Genomic DNA, 15,484 nt, shown 5'->3' with positions numbered 1-15,484 from the left:
CTTCCAGGCCGTCCCCACCTTTCCCGCGCACGGGAGGAGATGACCGATGGCTTTCGACGAAACGCCGTTCGAGCGGCGCTCCATCATTGGCGGCATGCGGGTCTGCTCGGCGGACGGGAAGCACCTGGGCTACGTGGCCTTCATTGGCCAGGAGCACCTCTATGTCCGGCGCTCGCCGTTCACCCGGAACTGGAAGGAGGTGCCCCTGTCCGCCGTGGGCCGGGTGCTCCGGGGCGCCGTGGTGCTGCGCGAGGGCACCGGTCCGCTGGTCGCCGCGGACAAGCAGCATCACGGGGAAATCCTGTCGTTGACCCATCCGCTGGCGCTGATACCGGGCGCGTCGCACGTCTGACGGCGGACACTCAGGAGGGGCGCGGACACCTGAAGTGTGATTCAACCCGGCGTCATGGCGACTTCCCTCGAAGAGCTCTCCCAGCGGGTGTCCGCGGCGTTCGCGGACCGGGCGAAACTGAAGGACGCGGACACGGTGGCGGCGGTGCGCGAGACGCTCGCGCGGCTGGACGCCGGTGAGCTGCGCGTCGCGGAGAAGGGCCCGGAGGGCTGGCGGGTCAACGCCTGGGTGAAGGAGGCCATCCTCCTGTTCTTCGCCGTGTCGGAGATGCAGGTGATGGAGGTGGGCCCCTTCGAATTCCACGACAAGGTGCCCCTGAAGAAGGGCCTGGAGGCGGCGGGTGTGCGCGTGGTGCCCCCGGGCACGGTGCGCTACGGCGCCTTCGTGGAGCGGGGCGCGGTGGTGATGCCCGGGTACGTGAACATCGGCGCGCGCGTGGGCGCGGGCACCATGGTGGACACGTGGGCCACGGTGGGCTCGTGCGCGCAGGTGGGCCGCCATGTCCACCTGTCGGGCGGCGTGGGGCTGGGCGGCGTGCTCGAGCCGCCTTCCGCGTCGCCGGTCATCATCGAGGACGGCGCCTTCCTGGGCAGCCGCTCCATCGTGGTGGAGGGCGTGGTGGTGGAGGAGGAGGCGGTGCTCGGCGCCAACGTGGTGCTGACCGCGTCCACGCAGATCATCGACGTCACCGGGCCCCAGGAGGTCATCCACAAGGGCCGCGTGCCGGCGCGCAGCGTGGTGATTCCGGGCATGCGGGAGAAGCAGTTCCCCGCCGGGAAGTACATGGTCCCGTGCGCGCTCATCATCGGGCAGCGCAAGGCGTCCACCGACCAGAAGACCAGCCTCAACGCGGCCCTGCGGGAATTCGCCGTCCCGGTGTGAGCCGGTGGAAATCCGCCACTGGCGGGCGCACGTATAGATGTTTTGCGACGTGATACGCCCGTAGCATCCGGGAGCGCATGGAACACCTCGACGACATCCTCCCCGAGTGGCTGCTCGGGACCCTGGAGCCCGCCCGGCGCGACGCCGCGGCCCGGCACCTGGACGGCTGCGCGCACTGCCGGGCGGAGCTGGCCCGGCTGGCGCCCGCCGTGGATGCGCTGGGGGCGCTCGCCCCGCCGGTGACGCCTCCCGCGGAAGTGCTCCAGCGGCTGATGGCGCGGATGGAGGGCCCCGGCCGCTTCGCCCGCTGGGCGGGGAAGGTGGCCGCGTTCCTGGACGTGGCGGAAGCGCGGGCCCGCGAGCTGCTGGAGTCCATGGCGGACCCCGCCAACTGGATGCCCGGCCCGGTGGACGGCGTGGAGCTGATGCCGGTGGAGACGGGCCCGGGGCGCGAGGGGATGATGGCCGCCGTCGTGCGCCTGATGCCCGGCGCCCGCTACCCGCGCCACGCGCACCTGGGCCGCGAGTGGAACCTGGTGCTGGAGGGCGGCTTCCGCGAGGACAACGGCCACGAGGTGTGGCCCGGCGACGAGCTGGAGAAGACGGACGGCTCGCTGCACGACTTCACCGCGCTGCAGGGCCCCGCGTGCATCTGCTTCACCGTGCTGGACGGCGTCACGTCCTTCGAGGAGCTGGTGGAAGGCGCCTGAGGGGGCGGTGTGCCGCGCGCGGGCGGGGAGTATGGTGCTCCGCGCATGGCCTCCATCGACCTCGCCGCCCGCCTCGCCCAGACCACGCTCGAGCTGTGCCGCATCGACAGCCCCATTGGCCACGAGGGTCCCATCGCGGACCACGTGGAAGGCTGGGCGCTGAAGCACTTCCGGCGCGAGGAGGTCTTCCGCGTGGGGCACACGCTGCTGCTGGGGTCGCTGGAGGACCCGCGCCCCACGGTGGCGCTCATCGGCCACCTGGACACGGTGCCCATGCACCCCGGGGACGTAGGCCGCGCGCCGCGCATCGAAGGCGAGCGCGTGCACGGGCTGGGCGCGTCCGACATGAAGGGCGGCCTGGCCGTGATGATGGCGCTGGCGGAGGACCTCAAGCGCGACGCGCTGCCCGTCAACGTGGCCTTCCTCCTGTACGAGCGCGAGGAGGGCGCCTACGCGGAGAGCGGCCTCATCCCGCTGTACGAGAAGCGGCCGGACCTGTCCCGCGTGAAGTTCGGCATCGCCATGGAGCCCACGGACGGCGTGGTGCAGGTGGGCTGTGTCGGCAGCATGCAGGTGACGGTCCGCTTCACGGGGCGCAGCGCGCACTCGGCGCGGCCGTGGCAGGGGGAGAACGCCATCCACAAGGCGGGGCCGCTGCTCACGGAGCTCCTGGGGCGCCAGCGCGTGGAGGTGAACGTCGCGGGCTTCCCCTTCTACGAAGTCCTCAGCGCCACGCTGGCCAAGGGCGGCCGGGCGCGCAACGTGGTGCCGGAGGCGTTCGAGCTGAACCTCAACTACCGCTTCGCGCCGGGCAAGAGCGTGGCTCGGGCGAAGGAGGACGTGCTGGCGCTGGTGGCGGGCCGCGCGGAGGTGGAGTTCACGGACGCGTCCCCCAGTGGCCCCGTGGCCGCGGGCAACCCGCTGTTCCAGCGGCTGATGGCGCTGACGGGGCTGCCCGCCGCGTCGAAGCAGGCGTGGACGGACGTGGCGCGCTTTGGCGAGTGGGGCGTGGACGCGGTGAACTTCGGGCCCGGTGAGACGGCGCAGGCGCACCAGCTCCATGAGAGCGCGCCCATCCCTCCCCTGGCCGTGGCGTACGAGAAGCTGGCCGCGTTCCTGAAGGGCGCGCTGTAGCGGCCGTGCGCTCCGGAGCCGGATTTTCGGCCTCGCGCGCATGTAGCACCGCGCGCATTCGTCAGGTGGAGTGCATCTGCGCGGGTGGGCATGCGTGCACTTCTGGCGAATGCGCTTACCCTCCAGGTGTTGTCATCCCTGGAGGTAGTTGATGCACGCCGAGTCGAACATGCAGGACCCGAACGAGACCCCGTCGTCCAACACGATGCAGCCCGCGGGTGAGGCGACGCCCTCGCGCCGTCGCTCCTCCGGTGCGCGCAAGAGCGCCCGCAAGGCGTCGTCCCGCCGCACGGGGGCCGCGAAGAAGGCCACCGCCAAGCGCACCACCGCGAAGAAGGCCGCCGGCAAGCGCGGCACCGCGAAGAAGGCCACCGCCAAGCGCGGCGCCGCGAAGAAGGCCACCGCCAAGCGCGGCGCCCGCAAGGCTCCCGCCAAGCGCGCCGCCGCGGGCCGCACCGCTCGCAAGACGTCCGGCCGTGGCACGTCCGCGCGCAAGAGCCCCGCGCGCAAGACGTCGGCTCGCAAGAGCCCCTCGCGCCGCTCGACGCGCCGCTAAGGCCCGGCATCGCGGGCCACGCGGGGAGGCGGCGGTCCCCTTGAAGGGGATGCGCTCCCCGCGCCGGTGGGTCATCTCCCTTTCACGCAGGGTCTTATCCGTTGGATTAACCCTATTTTCGGGACCAGTCCGACAGTCGTGGAGTTGGCCACTGGACGACAGTACAACCTCTCTGAGTTCCAACGAGGGGTCGGTCTGAATGTCCAAGGCGCGCCAGAAGCAACCGTTCCAGCTGCCGGATTTCTATGTGCCCTGGCCGGCGCGCCTGAATCCGAACCTGGAGACGGCCCGCGCGCACACCAAGGCGTGGTCGTACCAGATGGGCATCCTGGGGCCGCCGCGTGACGGCACGGACCGGGAGGTGTGGTCCGAGCGCCGCTTCGACGGCATGGACTACGCGCTGCTCTGTGCGTACACGCACCCGGAGGCGCCGGCCCCGGAGCTGGACCTCGTCACGGACTGGTACGTCTGGGTCTTCTACTTCGACGACCACTTCCTGGAGGTCTTCAAGTACTCGCGCGACGTGAAGGGCGGCCAGGCCTACCTGGACCGGCTGCCGCTGTTCATGCCGCTGGACCTGTCCCAGACGCCGCCGGAGCCCGTCAACCCGGTGGAGCGCGGCCTCTGGGACTTGTGGCAGCGCACCGTGCCCTCCATGTCCATGGACTGGCGCCGCCGCTTCTTCGAGAACACCAAGCACCTGCTCGATGAATCGATGTGGGAGATCGAGAACATCAGCGAGGCGCGCGTCTCCAACCCCATCGAGTACATCGAGATGCGCCGCAAGGTGGGCGGGGCGCCCTGGTCCTCGGACCTGGTGGAGCACGCCGTCGCGGAGATTCCCGCGCGCGTCGTGAAGAGCCGGCCGATGCGCGTCTTCAAGGACACGTTCTCCGACGCGGTCCACCTGCGCAACGACCTGTTCTCCTACGAGCGCGAGCTGGAGGAGGGCGAGCTCTCCAACGGCGTGCTGGTGGTGGAGAAGTTCCTCGACTGCGACACCCAGCGCGCGGCGGACCTGGTCAACGACCTGCTGACCTCACGGCTCCAGCAGTTCGAGGCCACCTTCGCCACGGAGCTGCCCTGGCTCTTCGCGGAGAACGCCCTCAACCCGGTGGAGCAGGCGCAGGTGCTCTCGTATCTGCGCGGCCTGCAGGACTGGCAGTCCGGCGGCCACGAGTGGCACATGCGCTCCAACCGCTACATGAACCAGCACTCGGAGGAGCGCCAGGCGCTGTCCATCCCCGTGCCCTCCGGCCTGGGGACCTCCGCGCTGCGGATTCCGCTGACGCCCGGCGCGCTGGGACTGGGGCCCCGGGCCCGGTCCCTGAGCCATGTGCCCCGCCAGCACGTGGGCCCCACGAAGCTGCCGAAGTTCTACATGCCGTACAGCACGTACTTGAGCCCCCACCTGGACCGCGCGCGCAAGAACTCCAAGGACTGGGCGCGGCGGGTGGGCATGCTGGAGGTGGTGCCCGTCGTGGGGCTCTACGTCTGGGACGACCACAAGTTCGACGCGGCGGACGTGGCCCTCTGCGGCGCGCTCATCCACCCGGACGCGACCCCGGAGCAGCTGGACCTGACGGCGTGCTGGCTCGTCTGGGGCACCTACGCGGACGACTACTTCCCCATGCTCTACGCCAACACGCGGGACATGGCGGGCGCGAAGGTGTTCAACGCGCGGCTCAACCAGTTCATGCCGGATGACGTGGAGATCGCCAACGCCGCGGTGCCGACCAACCCCGTGGAGCTGGGCCTGGCGGACCTGTGGAAGCGCACGGCGGGCCCGCTGTCGCCGCGCGGACGCAAGCTGTTCCGCAAGGCCATCCAGGACATGACGGACAGCTGGGTGTGGGAGCTGAACAACCAGCTCATCAACCGCGTGCCGGACCCCGTGGACTACGTGGAGATGCGCCGCAAGACGTTCGGCTCGGACCTCACCATGAGCCTGTCGCGCCTCTCCAAGGGCGACGCGATTCCGGAGGACGTCTTCAACACCCGCACGCTGCGCGGGCTGGAGAACTCCGCCGCGGACTACGCGTGCTTCGTCAACGACCTCTTCTCCTATCAGAAGGAGATTGAGTTCGAGGGCGAGCTCAACAACTGCGTGCTCGTGGTCCAGAAGTTCCTGGGCGTGGACAAGGACGAGGCCGTGAGCGTGGTCAATGAGCTGATGACCGCGCGCATGAAGCAGTTCCAGCACCTGGTGGCCAAGGAGCTGCCAGTGGTCATCCGCGCCTTCGACCTGGATGCGAAGGCACAGGAGAAGCTGCACAAGTACGTGGAGCAGCTCCAGCAGTGGATGGCGGGCATCCCCCAGTGGCACGCGGAGGTGACCCGCTACACGGAAGCCGAGCTCCGCCACGACGCGGCGCCGAAGCTCAAGCCCGGGAACGTCTCAAGCCTGGGCATGTCCGCGATGCGCGTCGCCGAGCTGTTCCGCTCCGGCAAGCACTGAGTTCAACCGCAGTTCGAAACCTTTTGAATCCTTAACCTGAAAAGGGTGGCCCCATGTCCAACGACCTGAAGAAGTTCGACGACAACAACCAGAGCCTTGGCACGCAGGCGGCGCGTCAGCTGGCGACGACGACCAAGTCCGAGCCGCAGATGCAGGGCATCTCCTCGCGGTGGCTGCTCAAGCTGCTGCCGTGGATGCAGGTGTCCGGCGGTACCTTCCGCGTCAACCGCCGCATGACCTACGCGGTGGGCGACGGCCGCGTCACCTTCACCAGCACCGGCGCCAAGGTGGCGGTGATTCCGCAGGAGTTGGGCGAGCTGCCCCTGCTGCGCGGCTACGAGGACGTGGAGGCGCTGACGGCGCTGGCCAACCGCTTCGTGCAGAAGGAGTACAAGGCCGGTGAGGTCATCACCGAGTCCGGCAAGGAAGCGGACTCCATCGTCCTCATCGCCCACGGCAAGGTGAACCGCATCGGCACCGGCAAGTACGGCGAGCCGCTGGTGCTGGAGACGCTGGCGGACGGCGACCACTACAGCTACCAGGCGCTGCTGGAGTCGCAGGACTACTGGCAGTTCACGGCGAAGGCCGTGACGCCCGTCATCGCGCTCATCCTCCAGCAGTCCGCCTTCGAGGCGGTGGTGGCGCAGGTGCCGTCGCTCCAGAAGCACATCGAGGACTTCAAGGCCCGCTCCAAGAAGAAGCAGGACACGTCCGGCCAGAAGGCCATCGAGCTGGCCGCCGGCCACCACGGCGAGCCCGTGCTGCCCGGCACCTACGTGGACTACGAGACGCACCCGCGCGAGTACGAGCTGGCCGTCGCGCAGACCGTGCTGCAGATCCACACGCGCGTCGCGGACCTCTTCAACGACCCCATGAACCAGACGCAGCAGCAGCTGCGGCTGACCGTGGAGGCGCTGAAGGAGCGCAAGGAGCACGAGCTCGTGAACAACCGCGAGTTCGGCCTGCTGCACAACGCGGACCTCAAGCAGCGCATCCACACCCGCTCCGGCGCCCCGACGCCGGACGACATGGACGAGCTGCTGGCCACGGTGTGGAAGGAGCCGTCGTTCTTCCTGGCCCACCCGCGCGCCATCGCCGCGTTCGGGCAGGAGTGCAACAAGCGCGGCATCTACCCCACCAGCATCGACATGAACGGGAACATGGTGCCCGCGTGGCGCGGCATCCCCATCGTGTCCTGCAACAAGATCCCCGTCTCCGAGTCCCGCACCACGTCCATCATGCTGATGCGCGTGGGTGAGAAGAACCAGGGCGTCGTGGGTCTGCACCAGGCGGGCATCCCGGATGAGATCGAGCCCAGCCTCAACGTCCGGTTCATGGGTATCAACGAGAAGGCCATCATGAACTACCTGGTGACGGCGTACTTCTCCGCGGCGGTGCTCACCCCGGACGCGCTGGGCATCCTCGAGAGCGTGGAACTGGGCCGCTCGTAGTCCTCCGCCCACACGTAACGGGAAGGTACTTCCATGGCGAACTCTCAGAAGGACGTAGCGGCGCACGAAGGCCAGAGCCTCAGCACGGCGGGTGCGCGCCAGCTCGCGACGACGACCAAGACGCAGCCGATGATGCAGGGCATCTCGCCCCGCTGGCTGCTGCGCATCCTGCCCTGGGTGCAGGTGTCCGGCGGCACGTTCCGCGTCAACCGCCGGCTGACGTACACCGTTGGCGACGACCGGCTGAACTTCAGCAACATCGGCGTCAAGGTGGAGGTCATCCCGCAGGAGCTGCTCAAGCTGCCGCTGATGCGGGGCTTCGAGGACGTGGATGACCTGCTCATGCGCACCCTGGCGGGCCGCTTCACGCAGCGGCAGTTCAAGGCGGGGGAGAACATCGTGGAGGCGGGCCAGTCCGCCGAGCACGTGTTTCTCCTGGCGCACGGCAAGGCGCAGAAGCTGACGGCCGGCAAGTACGGCGACCCGGTGGTGCTGGACACGCTGGCGGACGGCGACCACTTCGGTGACCAGGCGGTGGTGGAGTCGAACGACGTGTGGCCCTTCACCGTCAAGGCCCTCACGGCCTGCACGGTGATGGCGCTGCCGCAGGAGGTCTTCGAGTCCCTCATCGTCCAGTCCCCGGCGCTGAGCGCGCACGTGGCGCGCTACAAGGCGAACCTCAAGAAGCCCCAGGACAAGGCGGGGCAGGCCGCCATCGCGCTGGCCGCCGGCCACCACGGCGAGCCCGTGCTGCCCGGCACCTTCGTGGACTACGAGCTGAAGCCGCGCGAGTACGAGCTGAGCGTGGCGCAGACCATCCTGCGCGTGCACACCCGCGTCTCCGACATCTTCAACGACCCCATGAACCAGACCGCCGAGCAGCTGCGGCTGACCGTGGAGGCGCTGAAGGAGCGCAAGGAGCACGAGCTCATCAACAACCCGGAGTTCGGGCTGCTGCACAACGCGGACCTCAAGCAGCGCATCAACACCCGCTCGGGCCCGCCGACGCCGGACGACCTGGACGAGCTGCTGTCGCGCCGCCGCAAGACGCGCTTCATGCTGGCCCACCCGCGCGCCATCGCGGCGTTCGGCCGGGAGTGCAACAAGCGCGGCCTCTACCCCACGGTGGTGGACGTGGAGGGGCAGAAGATGCAGGCCTGGCGCGGGGTGCCCATGCTCCCCTGCGACAAGCTCCCCATCACGCGGGAGAACACCAGCGCCATCATCGCCATGCGCACCGGTCCGGACGACCAGGGCGTCATCGGCCTGCACAACGCCGGCATCCCCGACGAGATCGAGCCGAGCCTCACCGTGAAGCGCATGGCCGTCAACGAGCAGGCCATCACGAACTACCTGGTGAGCACCTACTACTCCGCCGCCGTGCTCGTCCCGGACGCGCTGGGCGTGCTGGAGAACGTGGCGCTCGGCGGCTGAGCCGTTTCATGCCGTGAAGCATGGACGGGCCCGGTGCCTTCAGCGCGCCGGGCCCGTTTGCTTTAGCGGCACCGGGCGAAGTACCAGCGCAGCTGGAGCTGGCCCCGGAGCACCGGGTCATCGTGCCTGTCCGTGCCGGACGCCGTGGTGAGGGAGGCGATGGCGCTGGTGCACCCGGGCAGCTTCACGTCGATGGCCGCTCCCGGGTGGAGGCGCTCGTCGGTGCCGTCATAGGTCAGCTCGGCTCGGAAGTCGGCCATGGAGGTCTTCCGTTGCACGCCCAGGCCGGTGCGCAGCTCCAGGCCGGAGCCGAACGCGTCCAGCACCTGCATCGTCGCGAGCACGTCGAAGCGCCGCCCGAGCACGGCCTGGCCGGTCAGCCAGAACGTGTGCCGGGTGTCCCGCAGCCCCTCGCCCGTGAACACGCCTCCTTCCGTGCGCGCGGAGACACCCCAGCCGCCGGAGATCTGGATGTCGCCGCTCCGCGCCCGCATCTCCTTCTCTGCCTCTTCGAAGAGGGCGGACAGGTCCACGCCTCGTGCGGTGAGGTTTTCGTCCGAGTCCGCGGGCGGCGGCACGCCCTGGCGCTCCATTTCCTCCGCGATCCGCTCGGGCAGGGTGGAGTTGAGCACGGGGTCGTGCGGGTCGTGGACCGTCGTCCGGAGCCCGAAGCCCACGCGCCACGCGCCTCCGTCCGCGGTGTCTGGAATCAGCGCCGCGGACACCGTCGTCTTCGTCAGCACCCGCATCAGCCGGCCGGCCACCGAGTTCGAGCGGTAGCCCGACAGGCTCCGGACGCCACCGCCGAAGAGGAAGTACGGCGCGATGTCCAGGCTGAGTCCAGGGCTGAGCGTCTCGGGTGTTGTCGATGCCAGGACTGTCGCCATCACGGGCTTGGGCGCGGCTCCGAGCAGCACGCGCAGGGGCGCCTCCTCCAGCGCCACCAGGGCCGGGGACTCGGGCACGTCCACGTCGAGCACGTAGCGGTAGAGGTTGATGTTGTCGCCGTCCCGCGCGCTCCCCGCTCCTGGCATGAGCAGCGCGCCCACCACCGCCAGACCGGCGAACCTCCTCACGCGAGTTCCAGGCCGCGGAGATAATCATTGGAGAAGGCCGCGCGCAGCTCGGGGGTGGGGAGCAGGGCCCCGCGCGCACCGAGCCAGGCATCCACGCGTGCCGTGCCGTACAGGCCGCGCACCGCCGGGCCGTTCAGTTCGTGGAACTTGCCCCAGTGGAACGTGTGGGGAATGGAGGCCTCGGCGATCCGCTGCCAGACGCGGCGGCTGTAGGTCTTCGTGCGGGTGGACGCCGCTCCGTCGATGTCGAGGACGCACGTCATGGGCGCGTGCGAGGTGAACGCCAGCGTGGCCCGGGAGGGCAGGGCGTAGCGCAGCCCGAACAGCCCGGGGAACGGGAACGCGCGGTTGACGGCGAGGGCCATCTCCACGGTCTCGCGCACCCGGCCGAGCGGAACGCCCACCGCGCTGCCCCAGGCCTTCCCCCGGGTGGTGGTGTCGGTGAACAGCTCGCCGTGCGTCGCGCTGACGTTGTCGTACTGCTCGTAGAAGCGATCCATCAGCCGCGACAGCACGGGGATGGTCAGCTCCGAAACCATGTCCGTCAGCACGCCGACGATTTCGAGCGCGCTGTCCCCCTGCGTCAGCTTGCTGCCGGGACTGGGCGGGTGCGAGCCCTCCGGGCGCTGCGCGTGCTTGTACATCACCGTGACGTAGACACCCCGGTCCAGGTCGTTGGGATTGATGACCGCCTGGAAGTGATAGGGCTTGAGCCCCGGCGGGCCTGGCAGCGCCATGCCGGAGAAGTCCAGCTGGTCGAGCGCGCGCCAGAGTTCCTCGGTGAGCGGCAGCCGATGGCGGTAGGCCTGGAGGTAGTAGAGGTCCTCCACCTCCATCAGGACGCCGTGCACGATGCCGAAGCCGCCCATGCCCACCAGGGCGGCATTGAAGAGGGCGTCGTCCCGGACGAGCTGCGCGCCCAGGTTCTGGGGAATCTCGTCGTGGATGACCGGGGCGCTGGCCCGCTCCAGCCACACGTGCCGGTCCGGTGAGACCACGAGGTGCAGGCCCACCACGAAGTCCTGCATGGCGCCGGACTCCAGGCTGGAGCCATGCGTGCCCGTCCCAATGGCCCCGGCGATGGTCTGCCCGTTGCTGGCGCCCGAGGTGGGCAGGGACTTGCCGATCTTCTTCAGGAAGTGGTTCAGCTCCGCGACGGTGATACCGCACTGCGCGAAGAGGAGGTTCTCCCGCCGGCCCGGGTACGCGGGGTGCGTGCGGGGCGCCGGGAAGAGGTAGTTCAGCGGCTTGGTGTTGACGAGGATGCCGCTGGTGGCGGGCGCCTTGGAGAAGGACCAGCCGCCCCCCAGGCCGCGGATCTCCAGGCGCTCGGTGAGCGCGCGCTGGATGAGCCCTTGCAGCCCCTGCGTGGTGTCGATGTAGCCCGGCACCGTGGACTGGGAGGCATTGGCATTCCAGACGTCCACCAGGAGCTCCAGCTTCTGGGTGTAGCTCTGGTGCCAGTTCTGCCAGCGCTTCTGGGGGCTCTCATGGATGATGGGGGGCATGGCTACCGCACCCCGAGGTCGCCGGGCGTGGGCTGGGCCTTGGCGCAGCGCCACTCCACCCGCTGCGGCATCGCGAGGCCGAGCGTCACGACGCTGATGAGCGCGAAGCCCACGTTGGTGCTCTGGGTGACCTCCGCGAGCGCCTGGTCCTGGCAGTTGTCCACCTGGGGCCGCTCCTGGACCAGGCCCCAGCCCAGCGACCAGAGGACCTCGCCCTGCGGCTCGGTGGCACCAGCCCCCGCGGCACCGGGCGCCTGGACGCGGTAGTGCGCGCACGCCGAGCTCAACCCCAGACACAGCAACGCCGCCGCACGCTTTGACATGCTCGAGCATGGGGCCTGCCAGAGGGGTGGGACCACGCGGCCGACGGTCGCGGAGGCCTGTTTGGTACTCCACGCGCAAGGGGATGCAGGTAGGCTGAGCCCCGTGCCCATCGCATCCCGCACCGTGCTGGCCGTGACCCTCGGGGTCGCCATTGGAGTGGCGGTCGGCCTCGGGGGCTTCACCTTCGCGTACGCGAAGGGCTCGTCCTACCTGCGGGACGACCCTGCGGCCTGCGCCAACTGCCACATCATGAACGAGCAGTACGACGGCTGGCGCAAGAGCAGCCACCACGCGGTGGCCACCTGCAACGACTGCCACACGCCCGCGGGCTTCCTGCCCAAGTACTACACGAAGGCGAGCAACGGCTTCTGGCACTCCTTCTACTTCACCACCGGCACCTTCCCCGACCCCATCCGCCTGCGTCCGGGCAACCGCGTGGTGACGGAGAACGCGTGCCGCAAGTGCCACGCCTCCATCGTGGAGGCCATCGAGACGCCGCCCACGGGCCACGAGCGGGTGGCCCCCGGCGAGCAGCTCCAGTGCCTCACCTGCCACAACTCCGTGGGCCACCCCGAAGGGTCGGGCAACCCCGAGCTCATCCGTAAGGAGATTGCACGATGACCGAGCCCCAGAAGGCTCCGGAGAAGCGCCAACGGTTCAGCGGCACCCGGCTGGTGGTCACGGTCGCGGTGGCGGCGGCGCTGGCCTCGGCGGGCGTCACCGCCCTCCTGGTCAACATCATGGAGCGCAAGCAGGAGGCGAAGAACCCCTTCTACCGGGTGGTGGAGCTCGACGACACCATCACGGACCCCGCAGTGTGGGGGAAGAACTTCCCGCTCCAGTACGACGGCTACCGGCGCACGGTGGACCAGCAACGCACCCGCTACGGCGGCAGCGAGGCGGTGGCGCGCACGCCCACCCAGGCGGACCCGCGCTCGGTGGTGGCGCAGAGCCGGCTGGAGGAGGACCCCCGCCTGGTCACCATGTGGAGCGGCTACGCCTTCGCCACCGACTTCCGCGAGGAGCGCGGCCACGCGCACATGCTCGATGACCAGGTCTTCACCCAGCGGCAGCAGGTGACGCAGCAGCCGGGCACCTGCATCCACTGCCACGGCAGCGTGTACGTGCCCTACAAGAAGCTGGGGGACGGGGACCTCATCAAGGGCTTTGAAAAGATGAACCAGATGCCCTTCGCGGAGGCGCGCAAGCTGGTGGAGCACCCGGTGTCCTGCATCGACTGCCACGACCCCGGCACCATGCAGCTGCGCGTCACGCGCCCCGGCTTCATCGAGGGCATCGCCGCGCTCAAGGCCAGCCAGGGCGTGCCGGACTTCCGGGTGAACCAGGACGCCACCCGCCAGGAGATGCGCACGTACGTGTGCGGGCAGTGCCACGTCGAGTACTACTTCAAGGGCAAGGAGAAGCGCCTCACGTACCCCTGGGCGAAGGGCATCAACATCGACCAGATCATGGCGTACTACGACGAGGACGGGCACACCGACTGGACCCACGCGCTCACCGGCGCGAAGGTCCTCAAGGCGCAGCATCCCGAGTTCGAGATGTACAACCAGGGCATCCACGCGAAGAGCGGGGTGGCGTGCGCGGACTGCCACATGCCCTACCAGCGCCAGGGGGCGATGAAGATCAGCGACCACCACGTGCGCAGCCCGCTGCTCAACATCAACCGCGCCTGCCAGACCTGTCACAAGTGGAGCGAGGCGGAGCTGCTCCAGCGCGCGGAGACAATCCAGACGCGCACCTTCCAGACGCGCAACATCGCCATGGACGCGCTGGTGGACCTCATCCACGACCTGGAGAGCGCACAGAAGGCGGGGGCGCCCGAGGCGTCGCTGGCCAAGGCGCGCGACCTGCAGAAGCGCGCCCAGTTCTACCTGGACTTCGTGGAGGCGGAGAACTCCATGGGCTTCCACGCGGACCAGGAGGCGGTGCGCATCCTGAGCAACTCCATCAACTTCTCACGCCTGGGCCAGAACGCGCTGCGGCCTGGCGGAGGGGCCTCCACCGCCCCGGACCAGCGGCCCGCGGGAGCGCCCGCCACCGGAAGTGGGAGCGCTCCGCGGGGCTCGAAGTAGACGGTCAGTACTTCACGCGCACCAGGAAGACGTCGCCGCGCGTGGGCTTGAGCTTGTCCACGCCGAAGTCCGTGACGCGGTCCGTGTAGCCGAACAGCACCGCGTCGCCGTCCGGCAGCAGCGCTACCGCAGGCACCGCCTCCACGCCGTACAGCTCACCGCGTGCTTCCGGCGTGGCGCCCAGGAAGAGGCGCGACTTGAGCGGCTGGCCCGTGGGGTCGAAGCGCTGGGTGAAGAGCTGCGCGGCTCCCAGGCCGTCCGTGCCCGAGGCGCCGTTCTCCAGCCACGAGTACGTGTAGCCCACCACCAGCACCTCACCCGTGGCGTGGATGGCCACGCCCTGCACGGACGCGTCCACGCCCAGGTCTCGCGCCCAGCGCTCGGTGCCGTCCGCGGCCGTCACCACCACGAAGGGGCTGGGGCTGGAGGCGCCCTTCAGCGACGCGCCCGCCCAGGAGAAGCTGCCCTGGAAGTCGCCGCCCGCCACCACGTCACCGGCGGCGTCGCGGCTCACGTCCCGGACGGCGCCCTTCACGCCGGGCCGCACCTTCGCCCAGCCGAGCGAGCCGTTCCCCCGGTACAGCGCCACGAAGGGGCTGCCGGAACCGGACCCCTGCGTCACGTTGGTGCCGAAGCGCACCGTGCCCACGTAGCGCCCCGCCACCGCCACGCTGCCGTCCGCGCCGGGCGACAGGGACAGGGGCTCGGCGCCCGCGCCCTCGGACTCCGCGCTGCCCACGGCGAAGGCCCGCTCCGCGGTGCCGTCCGCGGCGAACACCGCCACGCCCGCCGAGGCTCCCTTCACCGCGTTGCCCAGGTCCACCGCGCCGGGCGCGGTATAGGCCACGTACAGCCTCCCCTCCGCGTCCGCCGCCACGTCCTTCACCGTCAGCTCGCCGGGCACCCGGTGCGCCCAGAGCGTCACGCCGTCCGCGGACAGCCTGGCGACGATGGCGCCAGTGCTGAGCTTGCCCGTGCCCAGGTCCACCGTGCCCTGGATGTTGCCGGCCAGGAGCATGCCGCCCGCGCCGTCCGCCGCCACGCGGGCGTGCACGTCCGCGCGCAGTGCTTCGGGCGTGAGGTCCACGCGCACGTCGTACGTGCGCTTCCACAGCGTCTGCCCCGCGCCGGAGCGCCGGGTGAGCACCAGGTCCACGGCGTCATCCGTGGGGTTGCGCGCCTCCAGGTCGTCGTAGCCGTGCGCGGCGGCGGTGAAGAAGTCCCCGGTGGCGTCCACCGCCAGGTCCAGCGCCAGGTCGTCCTGGGCGGCGCCCTCCTTCGCGAGCCACAGCGTGGCCCCCGAGGCGGGTGGCACCTGCTCCGGCTCCTTGTCCGGAGGCGGTGAAGTCTGTGGGTTCTCATTGTCCGGCGGCGTCTGCGTGCCGCTCCCGGGCGGAGGAACCTCGACCGGCACCGAGGGCTGCTCCTCGGGGGGACACCCCGTCTTCGAATCATGGCAGTTGTCCGGATCAGGCGTCTCCGCCCCGCCTCCGCACCCCCACCCAC

The 15,484-nt window shown here is 69.9% G+C and carries 14 protein-coding genes; 10 read left to right on the top strand and 4 right to left on the bottom strand.

Annotated features, from left to right (window positions below):
- Window positions 1-46: 46 nt before the first annotated feature.
- The 8 genes from D7W81_RS31355 (at window position 47) to D7W81_RS31320 (ending at window position 8,977) form a co-directional block, all read left to right on the top strand.
- The gene (locus D7W81_RS31355) at window positions 47-352 is read left to right on the top strand and encodes a hypothetical protein (protein ID WP_120559078.1); all 306 of its coding nucleotides are present in this window, start codon (window positions 47-49) and stop codon (window positions 350-352) included.
- A gap of 54 nt (window positions 353-406) precedes the next feature.
- Window positions 407-1,234 carry a 2,3,4,5-tetrahydropyridine-2,6-dicarboxylate N-succinyltransferase gene (locus D7W81_RS31350; protein WP_120559077.1) on the top strand — a complete coding sequence of 276 codons (828 nt, stop codon included), beginning with the start codon at window positions 407-409 and terminating at the stop codon, window positions 1,232-1,234.
- Between the two features lie 77 nt (window positions 1,235-1,311).
- Window positions 1,312-1,944 carry a cupin domain-containing protein gene (locus D7W81_RS31345; protein ID WP_120559076.1) on the top strand — a complete coding sequence of 211 codons (633 nt, stop codon included), beginning with the start codon at window positions 1,312-1,314 and terminating at the stop codon, window positions 1,942-1,944.
- A 45-nt stretch (window positions 1,945-1,989) separates the two neighbouring features.
- Complete coding sequence (dapE, locus tag D7W81_RS31340) at window positions 1,990-3,078, top strand: succinyl-diaminopimelate desuccinylase (RefSeq protein ID WP_120559079.1); 1,089 nt, start codon at window positions 1,990-1,992, stop codon at window positions 3,076-3,078.
- 151 nt (window positions 3,079-3,229) lie between these two features.
- Window positions 3,230-3,634 carry a cell envelope biogenesis protein TolA gene (locus D7W81_RS31335; RefSeq protein ID WP_120559075.1) on the top strand — a complete coding sequence of 135 codons (405 nt, stop codon included), beginning with the start codon at window positions 3,230-3,232 and terminating at the stop codon, window positions 3,632-3,634.
- A 199-nt stretch (window positions 3,635-3,833) separates the two neighbouring features.
- On the top strand, window positions 3,834-6,092 hold the full coding sequence (locus D7W81_RS31330) for a family 2 encapsulin nanocompartment cargo protein terpene cyclase (RefSeq protein ID WP_120559074.1): 2,259 nt from the start codon (window positions 3,834-3,836) through the stop codon (window positions 6,090-6,092).
- Between the two features lie 53 nt (window positions 6,093-6,145).
- On the top strand, window positions 6,146-7,543 hold the full coding sequence (locus tag D7W81_RS31325) for a family 2B encapsulin nanocompartment shell protein (protein WP_120559073.1): 1,398 nt from the start codon (window positions 6,146-6,148) through the stop codon (window positions 7,541-7,543).
- 33 nt (window positions 7,544-7,576) lie between these two features.
- Window positions 7,577-8,977 (top strand): family 2B encapsulin nanocompartment shell protein, encoded by a 1,401-nt coding sequence (locus D7W81_RS31320; protein WP_120559072.1) that lies wholly within the window; start codon window positions 7,577-7,579, stop codon window positions 8,975-8,977.
- Window positions 8,978-9,039: 62 nt separating this feature from the next.
- Here the strand turns inward: D7W81_RS31320 and D7W81_RS31315 are convergent, their stop codons facing one another.
- From D7W81_RS31315 to D7W81_RS42560, 3 genes are read right to left on the bottom strand one after another with little or no spacing between them, the layout of a single operon-like run.
- Window positions 9,040-10,053 carry a hypothetical protein gene (locus tag D7W81_RS31315; protein WP_147445685.1) on the bottom strand — a complete coding sequence of 338 codons (1,014 nt, stop codon included), beginning with the start codon at window positions 10,051-10,053 and terminating at the stop codon, window positions 9,040-9,042.
- Window positions 10,050-11,561, bottom strand: coding sequence for an FAD-binding protein (locus tag D7W81_RS31310; RefSeq protein WP_158621736.1), 1,512 nt, complete (start codon window positions 11,559-11,561; stop codon window positions 10,050-10,052). Before D7W81_RS31310 ends, D7W81_RS31315 begins: the two co-directional genes overlap by 4 nt.
- Before the next feature lie 2 nt (window positions 11,562-11,563).
- Window positions 11,564-11,884: a hypothetical protein gene (locus D7W81_RS42560; protein ID WP_158621735.1), complete on the bottom strand. Its 321-nt coding sequence runs from the start codon at window positions 11,882-11,884 to the stop codon at window positions 11,564-11,566.
- 103 nt (window positions 11,885-11,987) lie between these two features.
- Between D7W81_RS42560 and nrfH the strand changes: the two genes are divergently transcribed.
- The gene (nrfH, locus tag D7W81_RS31305) at window positions 11,988-12,506 is read left to right on the top strand and encodes a cytochrome c nitrite reductase small subunit (protein ID WP_120559069.1); all 519 of its coding nucleotides are present in this window, start codon (window positions 11,988-11,990) and stop codon (window positions 12,504-12,506) included.
- Window positions 12,503-13,978, top strand: coding sequence for an ammonia-forming cytochrome c nitrite reductase subunit c552 (locus D7W81_RS31300; RefSeq protein WP_120559068.1), 1,476 nt, complete (start codon window positions 12,503-12,505; stop codon window positions 13,976-13,978). The genes nrfH and D7W81_RS31300 overlap by 4 nt, the downstream gene beginning before the upstream one ends.
- Window positions 13,979-13,982: 4 nt before the next feature.
- On the opposite strand, the gene D7W81_RS31295 is transcribed toward D7W81_RS31300, so the two are convergent.
- A partial coding sequence (locus tag D7W81_RS31295; protein ID WP_208721531.1) for a PQQ-binding-like beta-propeller repeat protein occupies window positions 13,983-15,484 on the bottom strand: 1,502 nt, incomplete at its 5' end.

This window comes from Corallococcus aberystwythensis, from assembly GCF_003612165.1.
Taxonomy (GTDB): domain Bacteria; phylum Myxococcota; class Myxococcia; order Myxococcales; family Myxococcaceae; genus Corallococcus; species Corallococcus aberystwythensis.
This window is presented reverse-complemented; position numbering and strand designations above follow the sequence as displayed.